At 69.6% G+C, this 17,580-nt stretch carries 19 protein-coding genes and 1 pseudogene; 17 read left to right on the top strand and 3 right to left on the bottom strand.

Going from position 1 to position 17,580, the window contains the following annotated elements:
- Positions 1-11: 11 nt before the first annotated feature.
- From ACTHJF_RS02200 to ACTHJF_RS02150, 11 genes are all read left to right on the top strand, one after another.
- The gene (locus tag ACTHJF_RS02200) at positions 12-686 is read left to right on the top strand and encodes a c-type cytochrome (protein ID WP_440265632.1); all 675 of its coding nucleotides are present in this window, start codon (positions 12-14) and stop codon (positions 684-686) included.
- The gene (locus ACTHJF_RS02195) at positions 683-1,651 is read left to right on the top strand and encodes a c-type cytochrome (protein ID WP_440265631.1); all 969 of its coding nucleotides are present in this window, start codon (positions 683-685) and stop codon (positions 1,649-1,651) included. The genes ACTHJF_RS02200 and ACTHJF_RS02195 overlap by 4 nt, the downstream gene beginning before the upstream one ends.
- Positions 1,652-1,659: 8 nt before the next feature.
- Positions 1,660-2,712, top strand: coding sequence for a porin (locus ACTHJF_RS02190; RefSeq protein WP_440265630.1), 1,053 nt, complete (start codon positions 1,660-1,662; stop codon positions 2,710-2,712).
- A 33-nt stretch (positions 2,713-2,745) separates the two neighbouring features.
- Entirely contained in the window at positions 2,746-3,582 is an 837-nt protein-coding gene (locus ACTHJF_RS02185; protein ID WP_440265629.1) for a redoxin family protein, read from the top strand.
- Positions 3,579-4,340, top strand: coding sequence for a thiol:disulfide interchange protein DsbG (gene dsbG, locus ACTHJF_RS02180; protein ID WP_440265628.1), 762 nt, complete (start codon positions 3,579-3,581; stop codon positions 4,338-4,340). The genes ACTHJF_RS02185 and dsbG overlap by 4 nt, the downstream gene beginning before the upstream one ends.
- A gap of 230 nt (positions 4,341-4,570) precedes the next feature.
- Positions 4,571-5,011, top strand: a complete 441-nt coding sequence (locus ACTHJF_RS02175) for a YeeE/YedE family protein (protein ID WP_440265672.1) — start codon at positions 4,571-4,573, stop codon at positions 5,009-5,011.
- Positions 5,012-5,013: 2 nt separating this feature from the next.
- Positions 5,014-5,430: a DUF6691 family protein gene (locus ACTHJF_RS02170; RefSeq protein WP_440265627.1), complete on the top strand. Its 417-nt coding sequence runs from the start codon at positions 5,014-5,016 to the stop codon at positions 5,428-5,430.
- 31 nt (positions 5,431-5,461) lie between these two features.
- Complete coding sequence (locus tag ACTHJF_RS02165; RefSeq protein WP_440265626.1) at positions 5,462-6,328, top strand: MBL fold metallo-hydrolase; 867 nt, start codon at positions 5,462-5,464, stop codon at positions 6,326-6,328.
- A 37-nt stretch (positions 6,329-6,365) separates the two neighbouring features.
- Positions 6,366-6,800, top strand: coding sequence for a TIGR01244 family sulfur transferase (locus ACTHJF_RS02160; RefSeq protein ID WP_440265625.1), 435 nt, complete (start codon positions 6,366-6,368; stop codon positions 6,798-6,800).
- Positions 6,800-7,147, top strand: a complete 348-nt coding sequence (locus tag ACTHJF_RS02155; protein ID WP_440265624.1) for an ArsR/SmtB family transcription factor — start codon at positions 6,800-6,802, stop codon at positions 7,145-7,147. Before ACTHJF_RS02160 ends, ACTHJF_RS02155 begins: the two co-directional genes overlap by 1 nt.
- Positions 7,148-7,163: 16 nt before the next feature.
- Positions 7,164-7,943 (top strand): sulfite exporter TauE/SafE family protein, encoded by a 780-nt coding sequence (locus tag ACTHJF_RS02150; protein ID WP_440265623.1) that lies wholly within the window; start codon positions 7,164-7,166, stop codon positions 7,941-7,943.
- Between the two features lie 28 nt (positions 7,944-7,971).
- On the opposite strand, the gene ACTHJF_RS02145 is transcribed toward ACTHJF_RS02150, so the two are convergent.
- Entirely contained in the window at positions 7,972-10,419 is a 2,448-nt protein-coding gene (locus ACTHJF_RS02145; protein WP_440265622.1) for a S9 family peptidase, read from the bottom strand.
- A gap of 127 nt (positions 10,420-10,546) precedes the next feature.
- On the opposite strand from ACTHJF_RS02145, the gene ACTHJF_RS02140 reads away from it, so the two are divergent.
- The 4 genes from ACTHJF_RS02140 (at position 10,547) to hemC (ending at position 14,023) form a co-directional block, all read left to right on the top strand.
- Entirely contained in the window at positions 10,547-11,215 is a 669-nt protein-coding gene (locus ACTHJF_RS02140) for an alpha/beta hydrolase (RefSeq protein WP_440265621.1), read from the top strand.
- Positions 11,216-11,272: 57 nt separating this feature from the next.
- Positions 11,273-12,286, top strand: a complete 1,014-nt coding sequence (locus ACTHJF_RS02135; RefSeq protein ID WP_440265620.1) for a sensor histidine kinase — start codon at positions 11,273-11,275, stop codon at positions 12,284-12,286.
- 30 nt (positions 12,287-12,316) lie between these two features.
- Positions 12,317-13,021 carry a LytR/AlgR family response regulator transcription factor gene (locus tag ACTHJF_RS02130; RefSeq protein WP_440265619.1) on the top strand — a complete coding sequence of 235 codons (705 nt, stop codon included), beginning with the start codon at positions 12,317-12,319 and terminating at the stop codon, positions 13,019-13,021.
- 78 nt (positions 13,022-13,099) lie between these two features.
- A complete protein-coding gene (gene hemC, locus ACTHJF_RS02125) occupies positions 13,100-14,023 on the top strand; it encodes a hydroxymethylbilane synthase (protein WP_440265618.1) in 924 nt (307 codons plus the stop codon).
- 81 nt (positions 14,024-14,104) lie between these two features.
- Here hemC and ACTHJF_RS02120 read toward each other — a convergent pair whose 3' ends face one another.
- Both ACTHJF_RS02120 and ACTHJF_RS02115 read right to left on the bottom strand, forming a co-directional pair.
- Positions 14,105-14,923 (bottom strand): DUF481 domain-containing protein, encoded by an 819-nt coding sequence (locus ACTHJF_RS02120; RefSeq protein WP_440265617.1) that lies wholly within the window; start codon positions 14,921-14,923, stop codon positions 14,105-14,107.
- A gap of 83 nt (positions 14,924-15,006) precedes the next feature.
- A complete protein-coding gene (locus ACTHJF_RS02115; protein WP_440265616.1) occupies positions 15,007-15,906 on the bottom strand; it encodes a hypothetical protein in 900 nt (299 codons plus the stop codon).
- Positions 15,907-16,024: 118 nt separating this feature from the next.
- On the opposite strand from ACTHJF_RS02115, the gene ACTHJF_RS02110 reads away from it, so the two are divergent.
- A complete protein-coding gene (locus ACTHJF_RS02110) occupies positions 16,025-16,999 on the top strand; it encodes a helix-turn-helix transcriptional regulator (protein ID WP_431635004.1) in 975 nt (324 codons plus the stop codon).
- A 236-nt stretch (positions 17,000-17,235) separates the two neighbouring features.
- Positions 17,236-17,580 (top strand): annotated as a pseudogene (locus tag ACTHJF_RS02105) (hypothetical protein); the annotation flags it as partial.

The following is a 17,580-nucleotide window of genomic DNA, read 5'->3' as shown; positions in this document are numbered from 1 at the left end:
GGGATGACACGATGAATCGTCGATGGGACGTCATCGCCGCCTCGCTGCTGGCGGCTGTCGCCAGCCTGGCCGGCACCGGCACGGCACACGCGCAGGACGCGGCGCAGATCGCCACCCAGGGCAACGGCAAAGGCGCGCCCCCGTGCCTGGGCTGCCACGGCGTCGATGGAGCCGGCCAGGCGGCCGCCGGGTTTCCGCGGTTGGCCGCGCTGGACGCCACGTATCTGCGTCGCCAGCTGGACAGCTTCGCCGACGGCAGCCGCGAGAACCCGGTGATGAAGCCGATCGCCACCGCGCTCTCCAGCGAGGAACGCCTGGCGCTGGCCGGCTACTACAGCCACCTGCCTCTGCCGCCGACGCTGGCGCATCCCACCGCACCGGCACCGGTGCCGGACAGCCGCGGCGCGCTGCTCGCCACGCGCGGGCGCTGGAGCCAGCAGGTGCCGGCCTGCGAGCAATGCCATGGACCGGGCGGGGTGGGCGTGGGCACGGCTTTCCCGCCGCTGGCCGGGCAGTCCGCGGCGTACATCGCCGCGCAGCTCAAGGCCTGGCAGCAGGGCAGTCGGCACAACGACCCGCTGGCGCTGATGCAGCACATCAGCAAGGCGCTGGACGAAGAAGACATCAAGGCGGTGGCGGGATGGTTCGCCGCGCAGCCGCTGAATCACGCGGAGACTACGCCATGACACGCCATCGACTCCTGCTTCCGGCGATGGCGGCGGTGCTGCTGGCCGCCTGCCAGCCCTCGTCCCCCGCCAGCGACACCGGGCCGGCCAAACCGGCCTCCACGCCGGCCGCGCCGGCAAGCCCCGCATCGGTAGCCAAGTCGACCGCGCCGACGCCTGCCACCGCCTTCACGCCACCGCCGGAGTCGGCGATCCCCAAGGGTCCGTTCGGCGACATGGTGCGCGAGGGCCGCGAGCTGTTCGTGCATACCGCCGAGAAGGCGCCGGCGTATGTCGGCAACGGCCTGACCTGCGCCAACTGCCACCTCGATGCGGGCCGCCAGCCGAACTCGGCGCCGCTGTGGGGCGCCTACGGCATGTATCCGGCCTACCGCAGCAAGAACAAGCACGTGAACAGCTTTGGCGAGCGGCTGCAGGGCTGCTTCAAGTACAGCATGAACGGCAAGGCGCCGCCGCTGGACAGCCACGAGATGCTGGCGCTGGAAACCTACGCCTACTGGATGGCCAGCGGCGCGCCGATCGGCGTGAAGCTGGACGGCGCCGGCTATCCGAAGCAGGGCTTCAAGCCGTCGCAGCCGCCTGACTACGCGCGCGGCGAGACGGTGTTCCAGCGCGACTGCGCGCTGTGCCACGGCAGCGACGGCCAGGGTCAGAAGGTGGCCGGGCGCTACGTGTTCCCGCCGCTGTGGGGACCCGATTCGTTCAACTGGGGCGCCGGCATGCATCAGCTCGACAATGCCGCCGCCTTCATCAAGGCGAACATGCCGCTGAGCCGCGGCAACACCTTGAGCGATCAGGACGCTTGGGACGTGGCGATGTACATGGACGCTCATGAGCGCCCGCAGGACCCGCGCTTCAAGGGCGACCTTGCGCAGACTCGCAAGGATTTCCACGACACCCCGATGTCGCTCTACGGCACCACCGTCAACGGCCACCTGCTGGGCTCCCAGCCGGCCAAACGCTAGGACCCGCCATGACTGTTTCCTTCCTGCTCCGTCGCGCCGCGGCGGGGACGGGCGCCGCCTTTCTCGCACTGGGGCTGGCCGGCGGCGCACATGCTGCCGACACCCCGGTGGGCGCGACCACGCTCGGCGGCAAGCTGTTTCTCGACGTCAGCCACCTCAACGCGTACCGCAACGGCCAGCGCACCGCGACGAGCCGCAACGGCGCCGACCTCAAGCGCTTCTACCTGGATCTGGACCACCGCTTCAGCGACGTGTGGTCGGCGCACCTCACCACCGACATCAACTGGGCGCGCGACAGCTCGCCCACCGACCTGTGGCTGAAGCACGCCTACCTGCAGGGCGCCTTCAGCAAGGCGCTGGTGCTGCGCTTCGGCTCGGCGCCGTTGCCGTGGGCGGGCTTCGTGAACCAATGGTCGGGCTATCGCTACGTGGACAAGGAGCTGGTGACGCGGTTGACGTTCGGCGCGTCGGCCGACTGGGGCGTGCACGCGCTGGGCGCGCTCGGTGACGGCGGCCGGCTACAGTACGCCACCTCGGTGATCTCCGGCTCCAGCTTCAAGCACCCGCGCACCGGCGACCGGCCCGATGTGGAAGCGCGCGTGGCGTGGCAGCCGAGCGCGCACAGCGTGCTGGCTGTCGGCGGCTACGACGGCGAGCGCGCGCTGGGTGGCGGCAACCTGCCCACCTACCATACCGCCCGCCGCTGGGACGCCATGGCGGCCTACGCCACCCAGTATGTGCGCCTGGGTGCGCAGTATTTCCGTGCGATGGACTGGAACCAGGTGCGCAGTCCGCGGGGCGACCGCGCCAGCGGCTGGTCGGCCTGGGCCAGCGTGGTGCTGGACCCGCGCTGGGCCGTCTTCGCCCGCTACGACCGCGCCGACACCAGTGCATCGCTCGATCCCTCGAGGCGCGACCACTACGCCAACCTCGGCGTGGCCTACCGCGTGTCCCGGCAGGTGCAGCTGGCGGCGGTGTACAAGCGCGAGCGCATCTCGCACGAACACCTCGCGCTCAGCTCCAGCAACGAGCTGGGCGTCTACGCACAGATTGGCTTTTGAGCCCGGCGGTCGCGCACGCATGAGCGACCCGGCATGAACCTCGGCCCGTGGGCGCTGGCCACCGGCCCGCTGGCCCTGCTGCTGGGCGCCATCGTGGCGCTGGCCGTGGAGGCGCACCTGCACCGGCAGGGCGCCGGGCGCGTGGAGGGCACCCTGTGGTGGCTGCTCGGCGCCGGCGTGGTCGCGGCGCGACTGGCGCATGGCGTCGCCTGGTGGCCGGACTATGCGCGCGAGCCGGCCAACCTGATCGACCCGCGCCCGGGCGGATTCGTCGCCTGGGCCGGCCTGCTGACGGTGCTCGGCGGCGCGGGCGTGGTGGCCTGGCGCGCGCCGGCGAAGCGTCGCCCCCTGCTGCTTGCCGTCGCGGCCGGCTGCCTCACCTGGGGCTTGGTGAGCCTGACCGCGTGGCGGTTGGAGCGCGCCACGCAGCAGCTGTTGCCGGCGATAGCGCTGACGGACCTGGACGGACGCGACGTGGCGATCGATACGCTGGCCGGGCAACCGCTGGTGATCAACGTGTGGGCCACCTGGTGCGGCCCGTGCCGGCGTGAACTGCCGATGCTGATCGAAGCACAGCGCCGCCTGCCGGGCGTGCGGTTCGTATTCGTCGATGCCGGCGAGACAGCCGATGCGGTGCGGCGATTCTTTTCCTCGCAGGGGTTGCAGGCGCCCCGCCATGTGCTGCTGGACACCGGCGGCGCGCTGGTCGCGCACTACAACGTGCGCGGCTATCCCACCACCTTGTTCATGGATGCGCGCGGTCAACTGCGCGATACCCACCTGGGCGAACTGTCCGCGGCCACGCTGGCCGAATCGCTGCGGCGCGCCACGCCCGCCACCCCATCCGACGACTCTGGAGCACACCCGTGAAACGATGGCTTGTCCTACTAGCATCCCTGGCGATGGCCGGCTGCAGCAGCGCCAGCGAGAACCCGACCTTGCCTGCGCCGGTGCAGGCGCTGGCCACCAAGGGCATCACCATCAAGGGGCCGCTGCCGGCGCCGAAGGGCTATCGCGGCTTCGTCGGCGAATACCGCGGCCGCGCATTGCCGGTGTACCTGCTGCCGGATGGCGAGCACACGGTGATCGGCTCACTCTACGACCGCGCCGGCAACGACCTCACCAGCGACGCTCTGGAAGGCGCCGCCGCGCCGGTGCTGGATGAGACCACCTGGACCGCGCTCGGCAAGACGCGCTACATCGCCGAAGGCGCCGCCCACCCCAAACGCATCGTCTACGTGTTCACCGACACCGAGTGCCCGTACTGCCACAAGCTGTGGGCCGCCACCCAGCCGCTGCTGGCCGATGGCGACGTGCAGGTGCGGCACATTCTGGTGGCGGTGATCGCGCCGCAAAGCCCGTACCGGGCCGCGGCGATCCTCGACGCCGCCGACCCGCTGGCCGCCCTGCAGAAGCATGAGCAGAGCTTCGGCCACAGCACGGTGGCGCCGGCCAAGACGCTCGCACCCGCGACCGAGGCGGCACTGGTGGCCAACGGCGCACTGATGGACAAGCTTGGGGTGCAGGGCACGCCCGCCACGGTGTACCGCGACGCCGGTGGCGCCATCCGCATCGCCGACGGCTTGCTGCCGGACGCCCGGCTGAAGGCAATCTTCGGCCCGCGCTGACTCCTCCGTGCTCGACCGTTTGGGGGTGCGCGCCGGCATCGACCGGAACCGTGCCCCCCGGCGGCTGACGCGATCGGTCGCCACGCCGCCTTGCAGCGGCGAAACGAGGCACGTGTACCGGGGGCGATCGCTCCCGGTGGCCGTTGGCTAAATGCCGGCTGTCCGGAAGCGGGAGGCGGCGGGCCGTTGCTTGCACGGGCCTTCTGCCGCCTATATATTCGTATCTTCGAATATTAAAAATAAAGACGATGCACCCGTACCTTTCTTCTCTCCTCGGCGGCACCCTGATCGGCACCGCCGCCGTGCTGCTGATGGGCAGCCTGGGCCGGATCACCGGCATCAGCGGCATCGCCAGCGGCGTGTTCATCGGTGATCGCGGCGACCGCGGCTGGCGGGTCGCCTTCATCGCCGGCCTGGTCGCCGGGCCGCTGCTGCTGGGCGTACTCGGCCAAGACCGCGGCATCGGCGCGCCGCAGGTCGGGCTGCCGCTGATGGCGCTGGCCGGCTTGCTGGTGGGCGTGGGTACGCGCCTGGGCAGCGGCTGCACCAGCGGCCACGGCGTGTGCGGCATCGCCCGTCTGTCGCCCCGCTCCCTGCTGGCTACCGGCGTGTTCATGACCTTCGGTATCGCCACGGTATTCGTCATGCGCCATCTGCTCGGGAACGCCTGATCATGAAAATCACCATCGCACTGATTGCCGGCCTCGTGTTCGGCCTCGGCCTGAGCCTGGGCGGGATGACCCAGCCGGCCGTGGTGCTGGGCTTCCTCGACCTATTTGGCACCTGGGATCCGCGCCTGGTGTTCGTGATGGGCGGCGCCGTGCTGACCACCGCGATCGGCTACCGGCTGGTGTTCCGCCGCGACCAGCCGCTGTTCGAATCGGACTTCCAGTTGCCCGCCGCCCGGCGATTCGACGCGCGGCTGATCGGCGGCTCGGCGCTGTTCGGCATCGGCTGGGGCATTGCCGGCTACTGCCCGGGCCCGGCGCTGGCCTCGCTCGGCGGCGGTGCACCGTCGCTGCTGGTGCTCGTGGCAACGATGGTCGCCGGCTGGTGGCTGGCGGCGAAGATTCCTGCGGCGCGCGCGTAAGCGCGCCCTCCCCACGCGACAGGAGATGACCATGCAACGTCCCGACGTGAAAGCGTTCTTCGATGAACCGAGCAACACCTTCAGCTACGTGGTCAGCGACCCGGCGACCAAGCGCGCCGCGGTGATCGACAGCGTGCTCGACTACGACGCCGCCTCCGGCCGCACCCGCCGCGATTCGGCCGACGCCATCGTCGCCTGGGTGCGCGAGCACGGCCTCGACGTGGACTGGGTGATCGACACCCACGTGCACGCCGACCACCTCTCCGCCGCGCCCTACATCCAGCAGCAGCTGGGCGGCAAGCTGGGCATCGGCGAGCACATCCGCACCGTGCAGAGCACCTTCGGCAAGCTGTTCAACGCTGGCACCGAGTTCGCCCGCGACGGCAGTCAGTTCGATCACCTGTTCGCCGACGGCGAGCAGTACCGCGTAGGCAACATCGACGCGGTGGCGATCCACACGCCCGGCCACACGCCGGCGTGCATGACCCACGTGATCGGCGACGCGGCATTCGTCGGCGACACGCTGTTCATGCCCGACTACGGCACCGCGCGCTGCGACTTTCCTGGCGGCGACGCGGCCACGCTGTACCGCTCGATCCAGAAGATCTACGCGCTGCCGGAATCCACGCGCATCTTCCTGTGCCACGACTACAAGGCGCCGGGACGCGACGACTACGCCTACGAGACCACCGTGGCCGCCGAGAAGCACGGCAACCTGCACGTGCGTGACGGCGTCGATGAAGCGGCGTTCGTGCAGATGCGCAACGCGCGCGACGCCACGCTGGCGATGCCCAAGCTGATCCTGCCCTCGGTGCAGATCAACATGCGCGCCGGCCACAAGCCGCCGCCGGACGACAACGGCGTGAGCTACCTGAAGATCCCGCTCGACGCGCTCTGAAAACCTGCCCTGCCTCCGCTCCCCCGAGGGAATGACCATGCCCATCAAACGCCTCACCGATACGCTCAGTGTCGCCCCGCAGATCAGCGAGGGCGACCTGGCCGCGCTCGCCGCGCAGGGCTTTCGCAGCGTGATCAACAACCGTCCCGACGGCGAAGCCGACGATCAGCCGGCCAGTGCCGTGCTGGAAGCCGCCGCCGCGCGCGCGGGCCTGGTCTATCGCGATATCCCGGTGATCTCCGGCCAGCTGCAGGACGCCCAGGTGGCCGCCTTCGGCAAGGCGCTGGCCGAGCTGCCGGCGCCGGTCCTGGCGTTCTGCCGCACCGGCACGCGATCCACCACGCTGTGGGCGCTGGATGCCGTGCGCTCACGGTCGGTGGCCGAGGTCGTGCATACCGCCGCCCAAGCCGGCTACGACCTCGACGCCCTGCGCCCACGGCTGGAGCAGGCGCGGCAGGCGGGGCGTTCGTGATGGCGCCCGGCAAGGCCGCAGCGGAGCTGGCGCCGACGCCCGACGCCGAGCTGCCGATGGAGCGCATGCAGGCGTACGCCGACGAGGCGATCGCCACGCTCAAGGCCATGGCCAGCCGCAACCGGCTGATGCTGCTGTGCCAGCTGATCCCGGGCGAGCGCTCGGTGGGCGAGCTGGCGCAGGCGCTGGGGCTGGCGCAGAGCGTGGTCTCCCAGCACCTCTCGCTGCTGCGGCGCGACGGCGTGGTGAGCGGCCGGCGCGAGGCGCAGTCGATCTACTACCGCATCAGCGATGCCCGCGTGCAGGCGCTGATGCAGACGCTGTTCGACCAGTTCTGCCCGCTCTGACCCAAGGCCATCCTTCATGCTCCATCTCGATTTCATGCAGGCCCTGCTGGCGATCGCCTGCGGCTCGGCCGTCGGCTTCTCGCTGGCGCTGATCGGTGGCGGCGGCTCGATCCTCGCCGTGCCGCTGCTGCTCTACGTGGTGGGTGTGCACGATCCGCACCTGGCGATCGGCACCAGCGCGCTGGCGGTATCGCTCAACGCGTTCGCCAACCTGATTCCGCACGCGCGCGCCGGCCACGTGCGCTGGAAGGCCGCTTTCATCTTCGCGGCCACCGGCGTGGTCGGCGCCTTCATCGGCTCGACCATCGGCAAGGCGGTGAACGGCCAGCGGCTGCTGGTGCTGTTCGCGATCCTGATGATCGTGGTGGCGCTGCTGATGCTGCGCGGTCGCCGCGGCGGCGGACCGGACCGCTACCCGCTGCCGCACGCCAACCCGCGCCTGGCTGGCGTGGGCCTGGGTGCCGGCGCGCTGTCGGGCTTCTTCGGCATCGGCGGCGGCTTCCTGATCGTGCCGGGGCTGATGCTGGCCAGCGGCATGGAGATCATCCACGCCATCGGCACCTCGCTGTTCGCGGTAGGCGCGTTCGGCCTCACCGCCGCCACCAACTACGCGGTCTCCGGCCTGATCGACTGGCCGGTGGCCGCCGCCTTCATCGGCGGCGGCGTGGCCGGCGGCTGGCTCGGCGCACACGGCGCGAAGAAGCTCGCCAAGACCCGCGGCGCACTCAACGCGATCTTCGCCGGCGTGATCATCGTGGTGGCGATCTACATGCTGTTCCACTCGCTGCGCGGCTGAGGCCGTCCATGGCCGGCCGCGTGGGCGCTCAGGGCGTCGCCGCGCGACCCTTCACGTAGGTGTCGAACAGCTCGTCGATGCGGCGGTACTCGTCGTACCACGAGTCCGGGTGCACGAAGCCGTGGCGCTCCAGCGGGTAGAGCGAGATCCAGAAGTTCTTCTTGTGCAACTCGATCAGGCGCTGGTAAAGGCGGATCGAATCGGCGGTCATCACGTTGTCATCGATCAGGCCGTGCTGGATCAGCAGCGGGTCGGCGAGGTTCGCCGCGTACTCGATCGGCGAACTGGTCTTGTACGCCTCCGGATCGAGCTGCGGATCGTTGAGGATGTTCGAGGTGTACTCGTGGTTGTAGGTGACCCAGTCCGACGGCGGGCGCAGCGCCGCACCCGCGGCGAACTCGCCCGGCGCGCGCAGCAGCGCCATCTCGGTCATGAAACCGCCGTAGCTTCCGCCGTAGATGCCCACGCGCTTCGGATCGACGCCGTGCTGCTTCACCAGCCAGGCCTTACCGTCGAGGATGTCCTCCAGCTCCGGGTGGCCCATGTGTTGGTAGATCGCGGTGCGCCAGGCGCGGCCGTAACCCTCCGAGGCGCGGTAGTCCATATCCAGCACCACGTAGCCTTTCTGCACGAGCCGGTTGTGAAACATCTGCTCGCGGAAGTAGTAGGTGGAGCCCAGCGTCACGTCCTGGGTGTAGCCGGCGCCGTGCACGAAGATCACCGCCGGGCGCGAGGCTAGCGCGTCGGTCTCGTTGGCCGGACCGTAGTACTTGGCATAGATCACCCCGGCGCCGTGCGAGGAGGGCACCTGGACGATCTTTGGCGCGATCCAGTCGTGCGCCATGTAGGCCGGCTTCATGGTGTCGGTCAGCTCGCGCGGCGTGCCGCCGGCGGCGCTCTGCACCGCAAGCTGGCTGAACACGTAGGGCGATGAGTGCAGCACGGCGAGCTGCTGGCCGTCCGGCGACAGCGCGAACTCGTCCATGCCCTGGTACTGGGTGATCCGGTTCAGTTCGCCGCCCGCCGCCGGCACGCGGTAAACGTCGTAGCTGTACGGCGCCACGCGGTTGGAGCGCAGGTAGAACCAGCGGCCGTCCGCGCTCAACTGCGGATGGCTGAGCTCGAACTGGCCCGAAGTGAGCGGCTTCGCCTTGCCGTCCAGCGGCTTGGTGTAGAGCTGCGAGTAGCCGGTCTGCTCGCTCAGGTACCACAGCGTGCGGTTGTCCTTCAGCCAGCCGAAATCGTTGAAGTTCCAGTTGATCCAGGCGTCGTCGTGCAAGCGCTGCTGGTTCACCAGCGCGTGGTGGGTGAAATCGACGCTGGCGATCCAGCGGTCCTTGTTGTCGATCGCGCGCAGCTGGATGGCGAGCTGGGAGCCGTCGTCGCTCCACACGATGCCGCCGCCGGAGCCGTCGTCATCGGTGGAAATGATGTGCACCGGGCGCACGTCGGGCGCGGCCAGCGCCTTGGCGCCGTCTTCGTCACCGGCCTTTTCGCGCGCGGCGATGGCCTTGCTGCGCAAGGCTTTCAGCGGGTCGTCCTTGATGCCGGGGAGCGCCGCGGTGTCGAGCGCGTAGCTGGTGTGGGTGGACAGATCCAGCAGCAGCAGCGACTGCGGCGTCGGATCCTTGCGGCCGACGTAGCTGCGCGCGTCCTTGGCCTCGGTGTAGCCCGAGTCGGTGACGTAGTGGATCACCTTCGGCGCCTCGCCCTTGGCGGCGTCTTTGGGCACGGTCACCAGCAGCATCCAGCGGCCGTCCGGCGAGAGCTCGGTGTCCACTGTGGTGACCTTGTCGCCCAGCCAGAACGGCTCGGGTGCGCGACCGGGATCGGCCGCCTGCAGCGCCTTTTCCTGCGCGCGCTCGGCCTCCTTGTCGGCCTTGAGCTGGCGCAGCGTGGAGAACAGCGCGCGCTGGTGGTCGCGCAGCGTGTCGGGCTTCTCCACCTGCGGATCGTCGGCGAACTTCAGCACGGCGGCCGGGGCGCTGACGCCGCTAGCGAGGTCGTAGGTGAACCAGTCGTTGCCCTGGCGGTACTGCAGCGCACGCCCGTCGGCGGAAAACTGCGGCGACGATTCGTCCTCCGGCGTGCGGGTGACCTGACGGCGGCGGCCGCTGGCCAGATCCACCACGAACACGTCGCCGTGGCGGATGAAAGCCGCGTGCGAGTGGCGGCGGTCGAACACGGCCGGGCCGTCGGCCTGCGCCACCGCGGCCGGGTCGAGCTTCTCGCTCTTGCCGGTGGCGGGATCGACCCGATACAGATCGCGCACCGGGCTGCCGTCGCGCTGCACTTGGTAGTAGATCGATCGACCGTCCACGCTCCAGTACGGCGACTCGACCGGGTGCCCGATCCAGTCCGGGTTGGCCATGATGGTTTCCATGTCCAGCCGCTTGTGCGCCGACGGTGCCGGCGTGGCGGCGTAGGCAGGCAGCACGAGCAGGGCCGCAAGGCCGGCGAGCACGGTTCGATGCATGGGTCGCTCCACGTTGGCAATCCTTCAAGCGTAGCGAGCATGCAAGGGTTCGCACACCGGCCGTTGGTCAGGGGTGTCGTCGCACGCTGTTACGATGCGGCCCCACGCCACCACGGAAGCCCCCCCCATGAGCCTGCTGCCCTGCGTCGAACGCGAGACCGGCGCGAACCCGAGCCACAGCGTGATCTGGCTGCACGGGCTGGGCGCGGACGGCAACGATTTCGTGCCGATCGTGCCCGAGCTGGTGGCGCGCGACTGGCCAGCGCTGCGCTTCGTGTTTCCGCATGCGCCGGTGCAGCCGGTGACGGTGAACGGCGGCATGCCGATGCGCGCGTGGTACGACATCGTCGGCTTCGACCTGATGAGCCGCCAGGACGAAGCCGGCATGCGCGCGTCGATCGCCGCGGTGGAGGCGCTGATCGCGCGCGAGCACGAGCGCGGCGTACCCAGCGAGCGCATCGTGCTGGCCGGCTTCTCGCAGGGTGGCGCGATCGCCCTGGCCGCGGGCCTGCGCCACGCGCAGAAGCTGGCCGGCATCGTGGCGCTGTCTACCTACCTGCCGCTGGGCGCTGCGCTCGCCGCCGAACGCAGCGCGGCGAATGCCGACGTGCCGATCTTCTGGGGCCACGGCACGATGGATCCGGTGGTGATCCTGCAGCGCGGGCTGGACTCGCGCGCGGCGCTCGAAGCGCTCGGTTATGCGATCGACTGGCACACCTACCCGATGCCGCACTCGGTCTGCGCCGAGGAAATCGCCAACCTGCGCGACTGGTTCGGCGCCCGCCTGCGCAGCTGACCGTCGGCGCTGCATACTGCGCCGATGCGACCCGCCCCACGTCCACCTCGCGAGCACATGCCCCTGCCGGACTTCTGCCGGCTGCCGGCGCTGTTCGCCCTGCTGGTCGTGGGCGCGCTCACCGTCACTGTGATGTGGCTGGCGCCGGATACCCGCTTTGGCTGGCGCGGCTACAGCGTGGGCATGACCTTCGTGGCATGGCTGGCGGTGCTGGTGACGCTCACCCTGTGCAAGGCGCGGCCGTGGCTGCAGCACCTGTCCGGCTGGATGCCCTATGCCGGCGTGTGGCTGCTGATCGTGGTGATCGTGATCGTCGCCAGCGCGGTGGCCCGCTGGATGGACACCACGCTGCACATGGCGCTGATCCACGGCGGCTACGGCCAGTTCGTGCGCGACAACGCGCTGATCGCCGCCCTGCTCGGTGCCGCGCTGCTGCGCTACTTCTACGTGCTGGCGCAATGGCAGCTGCGTCTGGCCGCCGCTGCGCGGGCGCAGGTGGCCGCGTTGCAGGCGCGCATCCGCCCGCACTTCCTGTTCAACAGCATGAACACCGTGGCGGCACTGGTGCGGGTCGATCCGGACGCCGCCGAGCGCACGGTGGAGGATCTCTCCGAACTGTTTCGCGCCGCGCTCGGCGAGCATCGCAGTGGCGACGGCACGCTCGCCGAGGAGCTCAACCTGGTGGAGCGCTACCTGGCGATCGAGCAGTTGCGCCTCGGCGACCGGCTGCGCGTGCGGCGCGAGCTGCACGATCTGCCGCCGGACTTTCCGCTGCCGCGCCTGCTGCTGCAGCCGCTGGTGGAGAACGCGGTGCGGCACGGCATCCAGCCACGGCGCGAGGGCGGCGAAATCCTGCTGGCCGGCGGTCGCGAGCAGGGTATGCTGTGGATCGAGATCGCCAATCCGCTGCCGGATGAGCCGGCGCCCGGCGGTCACGGGCTGGGCCTGGACAACGTGCGTCAGCGCGTGGCGTATCGCTATGGCAGCCGCTCGCGGGTGGACGCTGGGCCGCTGGGCGAGCGCTTCGTGGTCCGTTTGCGCTTGCCGCTGGAGACAGCGCGCCATGGCTGAGCTCGCCTGCACACCCTTCGGAGCGGCGCCATGCGCGTGCTGATCGCCGACGACGAGCCGCTGGCGCGGATGCGCCTGGCCGCCCTGCTGGGCGAGTGCGAGGGCGTGCAGGTGGTCGGCAGCGTGGGCGACGGCGAGGCGGCGCTGGCGGCGGTCGCCGAACTGGCGCCGGACGTGCTGCTGCTGGATATCAACATGCCCGGCCTGGACGGCACCGCGCTGGCGCGCCGGCTCGGCGCACGCGCGCGGCCGCAGGTGGTGTTCTGCACCGCCTATGAGAACCACGCGATCGAGGCGTTCGAACTGGGTGCGGTCGATTACCTGCTCAAGCCGGTGCGCCTGGACCGGCTGCGCGAAGCGCTGCAGCGAGCGGCACGACGACTGGAGGCCCTCCCCCGCGAACCGTCCGGTTACCTGCACGGACGGCTACGCGGCGAGCAGGTGCGCATCGCGCTGGACGAGGTGATCTCGCTGCTGGCCGACGAGAAGTATGTGACCGTGCAGCACACCAGGGGCGAGCTGCTGATCGAGGAATCGCTGCGCCAACTGGAGGACACCTACCCGCAGCAGCTGGTGCGATTGCATCGCAATTGCCTGGTTCCCCATGCGCGCCTGGTGGGTCTGAAAACGCTGGCCGACGGCCGCACGCTGGCGCGCCTGGCCGGCACCGAGCTGCAGCCCGAAGTGAGCCGCCGCAATCTGCCCGCGTTGCGCAAGCTGCTGCGCATGGGCTGACGCGGCAACGTCGCAGGGTCGAGCGCATCGATCGATCTGCGCGACAATGTGCCGTTGTCCCCTGCCGCGGAGCGAAGCATGACCCCGACCACCCTGCGTATCGCCACCCGCAAGAGCGCGCTCGCGCTGTGGCAGGCCGAGCACGTGGCTGCGTTGCTGCGCGCGGCGCACCCCGGTCTGGTGGTGGAGCTGGTGCCGATGAGCACGCGCGGCGACGAGATCCTCGATCGCCCGCTGGCGACGATCGGCGGCAAGGGGCTGTTCCTTAAGGAGCTGGAAGTGGCGATGCTCGAAGGGCGCGCCGAGCTCGCCGTGCATTCGCTCAAGGACGTGCCGGCCGAGCTGGAGGCGGGCTTCGTGCTGCCGGCGATTCTGCCGCGCGCCGACGCCGCCGACGCCTTCGTGAGCAACCACTACGCCGATCTGGCCGCGCTACCGTTAGGCGCGCGTGTGGGCACCTCCTCGCTGCGGCGTCAGGCCCAGCTGCGCGCCACGCGTCCGGATCTGGAACTGCTCGACCTGCGCGGTAACGTCGGCACGCGCCTGGCCAAGCTCGACGCCGGCGAGTACGACGCGATCCTGCTGGCCTGCGCCGGGCTGGAACGGCTGGGCCTGGGCAGGCGCATCCGCAGCCTGCTGGTGGCGCCGGACTGGCTGCCGGCGCCGGGGCAGGCGGCGATCGCGGTCGAGGCACGCGACGACCAGCCGGCGGTGCTCGAGCTGCTGCGCGCGCTCGACGATGCCGACACCCGCGTCACCGTGACCGCCGAGCGCGCGATGAACCATGCCCTCGGTGGCAGCTGCACGGTGCCGGTGGGCGCGTGGTGCGTGCGTACCGAACATGGACTGGACCTGCGCGGCCTGGTCGGCGATGCCGCGGCGGGCCGACTGATCGTGGCCGCGGCGCAGGGTCCGGCCGATGCCCCCGAGGCACTCGGGCGCGAGGTGGCCGAGGCACTGCTGGCGCAGGGCGCGCGCAGCCTGCTCGATCGCGGCCACTGAGCGTCGCCATCCGCGCAAGCAAAAGGCCGGCTGCGCGAGCAGCCGGCCTTTTGCTTCTTTAGCCCACGCTGGAACGAAGGCTCAGAAGTTGTAGACGAGGTTGGTCGTGGTGAGCGTGTCGGTGCTCTTCGTGCCGGGCTGGGTGTCGCTGTTGTAGCGCACCTGGAAGCCGAGCTTGAGCGCCATCTTCTTGGTCATGCTGACCGACAGGCCGGCGTCGTTCTGGTAGTACTTGTTCTTCGAGCCCGCTTCGAGCAGCAGCGTGTCCTCAAAGGCGGTGTTGTCGGTGAGGCGATACTTGTAGTTCACCAAGCCGCGCGCCACGCCCTCGCCGACCGTGTCCTGGCGCACCGGTACGGTGACGCCGCCTACGTCCTGCAGCTCGTTGGCCGGGCGGTAACGCTTGTAACCGGGACCGATTTCGAACGACAGCTCGGTGCGCTGGTTCTTCAGCGCGATGTAGCCGTAGCCGAGCGATACCGTGCCCTGCCACAGGTTGGCGCCGAAATCGTCGTGCTCGTAGCGCACGGCGCTGACGATGTAACTACGCGGGTCGAGCTTATAGCCCACCGAGGCGCCACCGTCGTAGCGGTTGGCGGTGGTGCTGAAACGGTTGATGGTATTGCCGGCGGCGTCCTCGACGGTCACTTCGCCCTTCGAGCGCAGGCCGTTGAGGAAGAAATTGTTCTTCCACAGCTCGTTTTCCTGGCTCAGGCCGAGCTTGGCATTGAGGTTTTCCGAGCGCGAGTTGCCGCGCGCGGAAGCGAAGCCGAATTCACCCGAACCGCTCCAGCCACCGTTGTTGGCGGCATCGGAGTCGTCGCTTGGGGTGCTTTGGGCCTGCACGCCGGACGCTGCGAGCAAGGCAAAAACGAGGAGGGCGAGTGGGGTTTTCTTCATGGGGGGCGGGGTCCAGTCGTTAAACAAACGTAATCGCTTACCTTAACGGCTCGCATTGAATGCGTTGTGAATCACGCCGCAGCTCAAGCGAAGGCGGCCCCACCGACCCGGTTCGCGCGGGCATAGAGCTGCTGCTCAAGGGCGCGACCGACCAGAGCGCTGAGCGCCGCCAGCAACGCCAGCGCCCCGCTGGCCTGCCAGCGATCGGCCAGCAGCAGGGCGATGCAGGGAATGGCGTAACCGAGCAGTGCCGCGGTGAAGCGGGCGGGCAGCACACGGCCATTTTGCGGAGCCGACTCGGACTCGCTCTGGCGCAGGGCATGCCAGCGCATGCCCTCGATCAGGCCCAGCAGCAACGCCATTACCAGCAGCACCAGCAGCCACGGCTGATGCTGCGGCTGGGCCGGGCCGACCACGACGCTGCCGTCGGCCGCCACGAACAGCCACAGCCACAATCCGCCGCCATACAACGCCGCCATCACGCGTCCCACCGGCAACACGGCGGAACTGGCCAGCCGCGACGGCGCGCCCCAGCGCGGCATGCCGTGAATCAGGCTACCGAGGCTGCACAGCATCAACGTGGCGCCGGCCAGCCGGGTAGCCCAGAAGTCGTTGTCGCCGCGCGTCAGCCCGGCCACCGCCAACATCGGCAGAAAACTGGCCAGGGCGATCAGCGCCGAACGGGTGGGCCAGGCATGATGGCCGGGGCGCCAGCCGTGCCAGGCCGGTCCGCTGGAGCCACGCACGCTGGCCACGACCAGACCGGCGATCACGAACAGCATGCCGACCGCGAGCGGCACCAGCGATTCGCCCCGACCTTCGCGAAAGATGCCGAACGCCAGTGCCATGCCCTGCAGCGCCCAGACGCCGTAGCCGGTGTCGGCCAGCACCTGCAGGACGATGGCGACGGGGTCCGCTGCGTGATCGCGCGAGCGAGCGGCGGATTCGACTCCCGCCTCAGGCGCGGAGGGAGGGGCTTGCATCGGGGTTGTCATGGAGTTGAGCCACGGGCAACGCAGGGAAGGTGACGACGACAGATCGCTCTTGCGGCCGTCCGGGGGCATGCCCATGCTACACAACGACTTTCCTCGACGAAATGCCATGGACCGTTACGAACGCATCCTCACCCTGCATCGCCTGCTGAAGTCGGCGCACTATCCGGTGCCGCTGCCGCGCCTGATGGACGAGCTGGAATGCTCGCGCGCCACGCTGTATCGCGACGTGGCTTTTCTGCGCGACGCACTGGGTGCACCGATCGAGAGCGGCGGTGGCGAGCAGGCCGCCTTCCGTTACGAGTTGGGCGAGGGCGAGCGGTTCGAACTGCCCGGGCTGTGGCTCACCTCCGACGAACTGGCCGCGCTGCTCGCGCTCAACGAACTGATCGGGCGCAGCGGGCCGGGCGTGCTGGCCGGTGCGCTGGCCCCGTTCAAGGCGCGCATCGAGGGTCTGTTGTCCGACCAGGGCAGCGGCAAGGCGTTGCCGATCGAGCGCATCCGGGTGATTCCCTGGGGCGAACGCAAGCTCGACCAGCAGGTGTTCCGCATCACCGCCGGCGCCGTGCTCGAGCGTAAGCAGCTGCGCTTCCGCTACCGCGCGCGCACCACCAATTCGGACAGCCGCCGCACCGTTTCGCCGCAGCGCCTCACGCATTACCGCGACAACTGGTATCTGGACGGCTGGGATCACGACCGCGAGGCACTGCGCAGCTTCGCGGTGGATCGCATCCTGGAGCCGCACGCGCTCGATACGGCCGCCACCGACGTGGGCGAGGCCGACCTCAATGAGCTGCTCTCCTCCAGCTACGGCATCTTCGCCGGCACGCCGAAGGCGTGGGCGACGATCCGTTTCTCCGCGCACGCCGCGCGCTGGGTGGCCGACGAGCACTGGCACTCGCAGCAGAAGGGCGAGTGGCTGCCCGACGGCCGCTACGAGCTGCAGGTGCCCTATTCCAACTCGCGCGAGCTGCTGATGGACGTGCTCAAGTACGGCCCGGATGCGGAGATCGTGGCGCCCCTGCCGCTGCGCGAGGAAATGAAGATCCTGCTGCAGCTCGCTCTCACCGGCTACGGCCGGTAAGCACCGCCGTCCGGACCTCGCGCACCTTCGCCTACTTGGCAGGCGCTCCGAGGGAATGAAAGTGAGCGGCACGTTCGCCGCCTCTCCCTGTCGAGGAACGCGCGTGCCCTCGGCTTGACCGAGGGTCGAGGTGGGGGGCGGGTGCTTGCGCCGGCGCCATCGAAGCGCCTTGTCGTTCTCGGCCACGGCCAGCCACTCGTCCCCAACGATCTCTCCATCACGGAGAGGGCGCAACCATGTCAGTGCGCCACCGCCTGGAACGGCCAGAAGTGCGGGATCAGCCACATCGACAGTGCGCAGAACAACACGATCAGCGGGATGCCCACCCACGTCCGATAACCGGATTCACACCCGAGGCGCGAGAGGCGGCCGTCGCCAGGTACGCGCTCTTGTGTGGGGACGAAGACTGGCTCGCCGCGTCGCCAGACCTCCGCGAGGATGTGCGGCGTATCATTCTCACCGCCTCGGGCGGACCATTCCGCACTTGGCCGTTGGAGGACATGCGGACTGCGACCCTGGACCAGGCCCTGCGCCATCCGAATTGGTCGATGGGACAGAAGGTGACGATTGACTCAGCCACC

Source organism: Dyella sp. (genome assembly GCF_051962475.1).
In the GTDB taxonomy this organism is placed as follows: Bacteria; Pseudomonadota; Gammaproteobacteria; order Xanthomonadales; family Rhodanobacteraceae; genus Dyella_A.
This window is presented reverse-complemented; position numbering and strand designations above follow the sequence as displayed.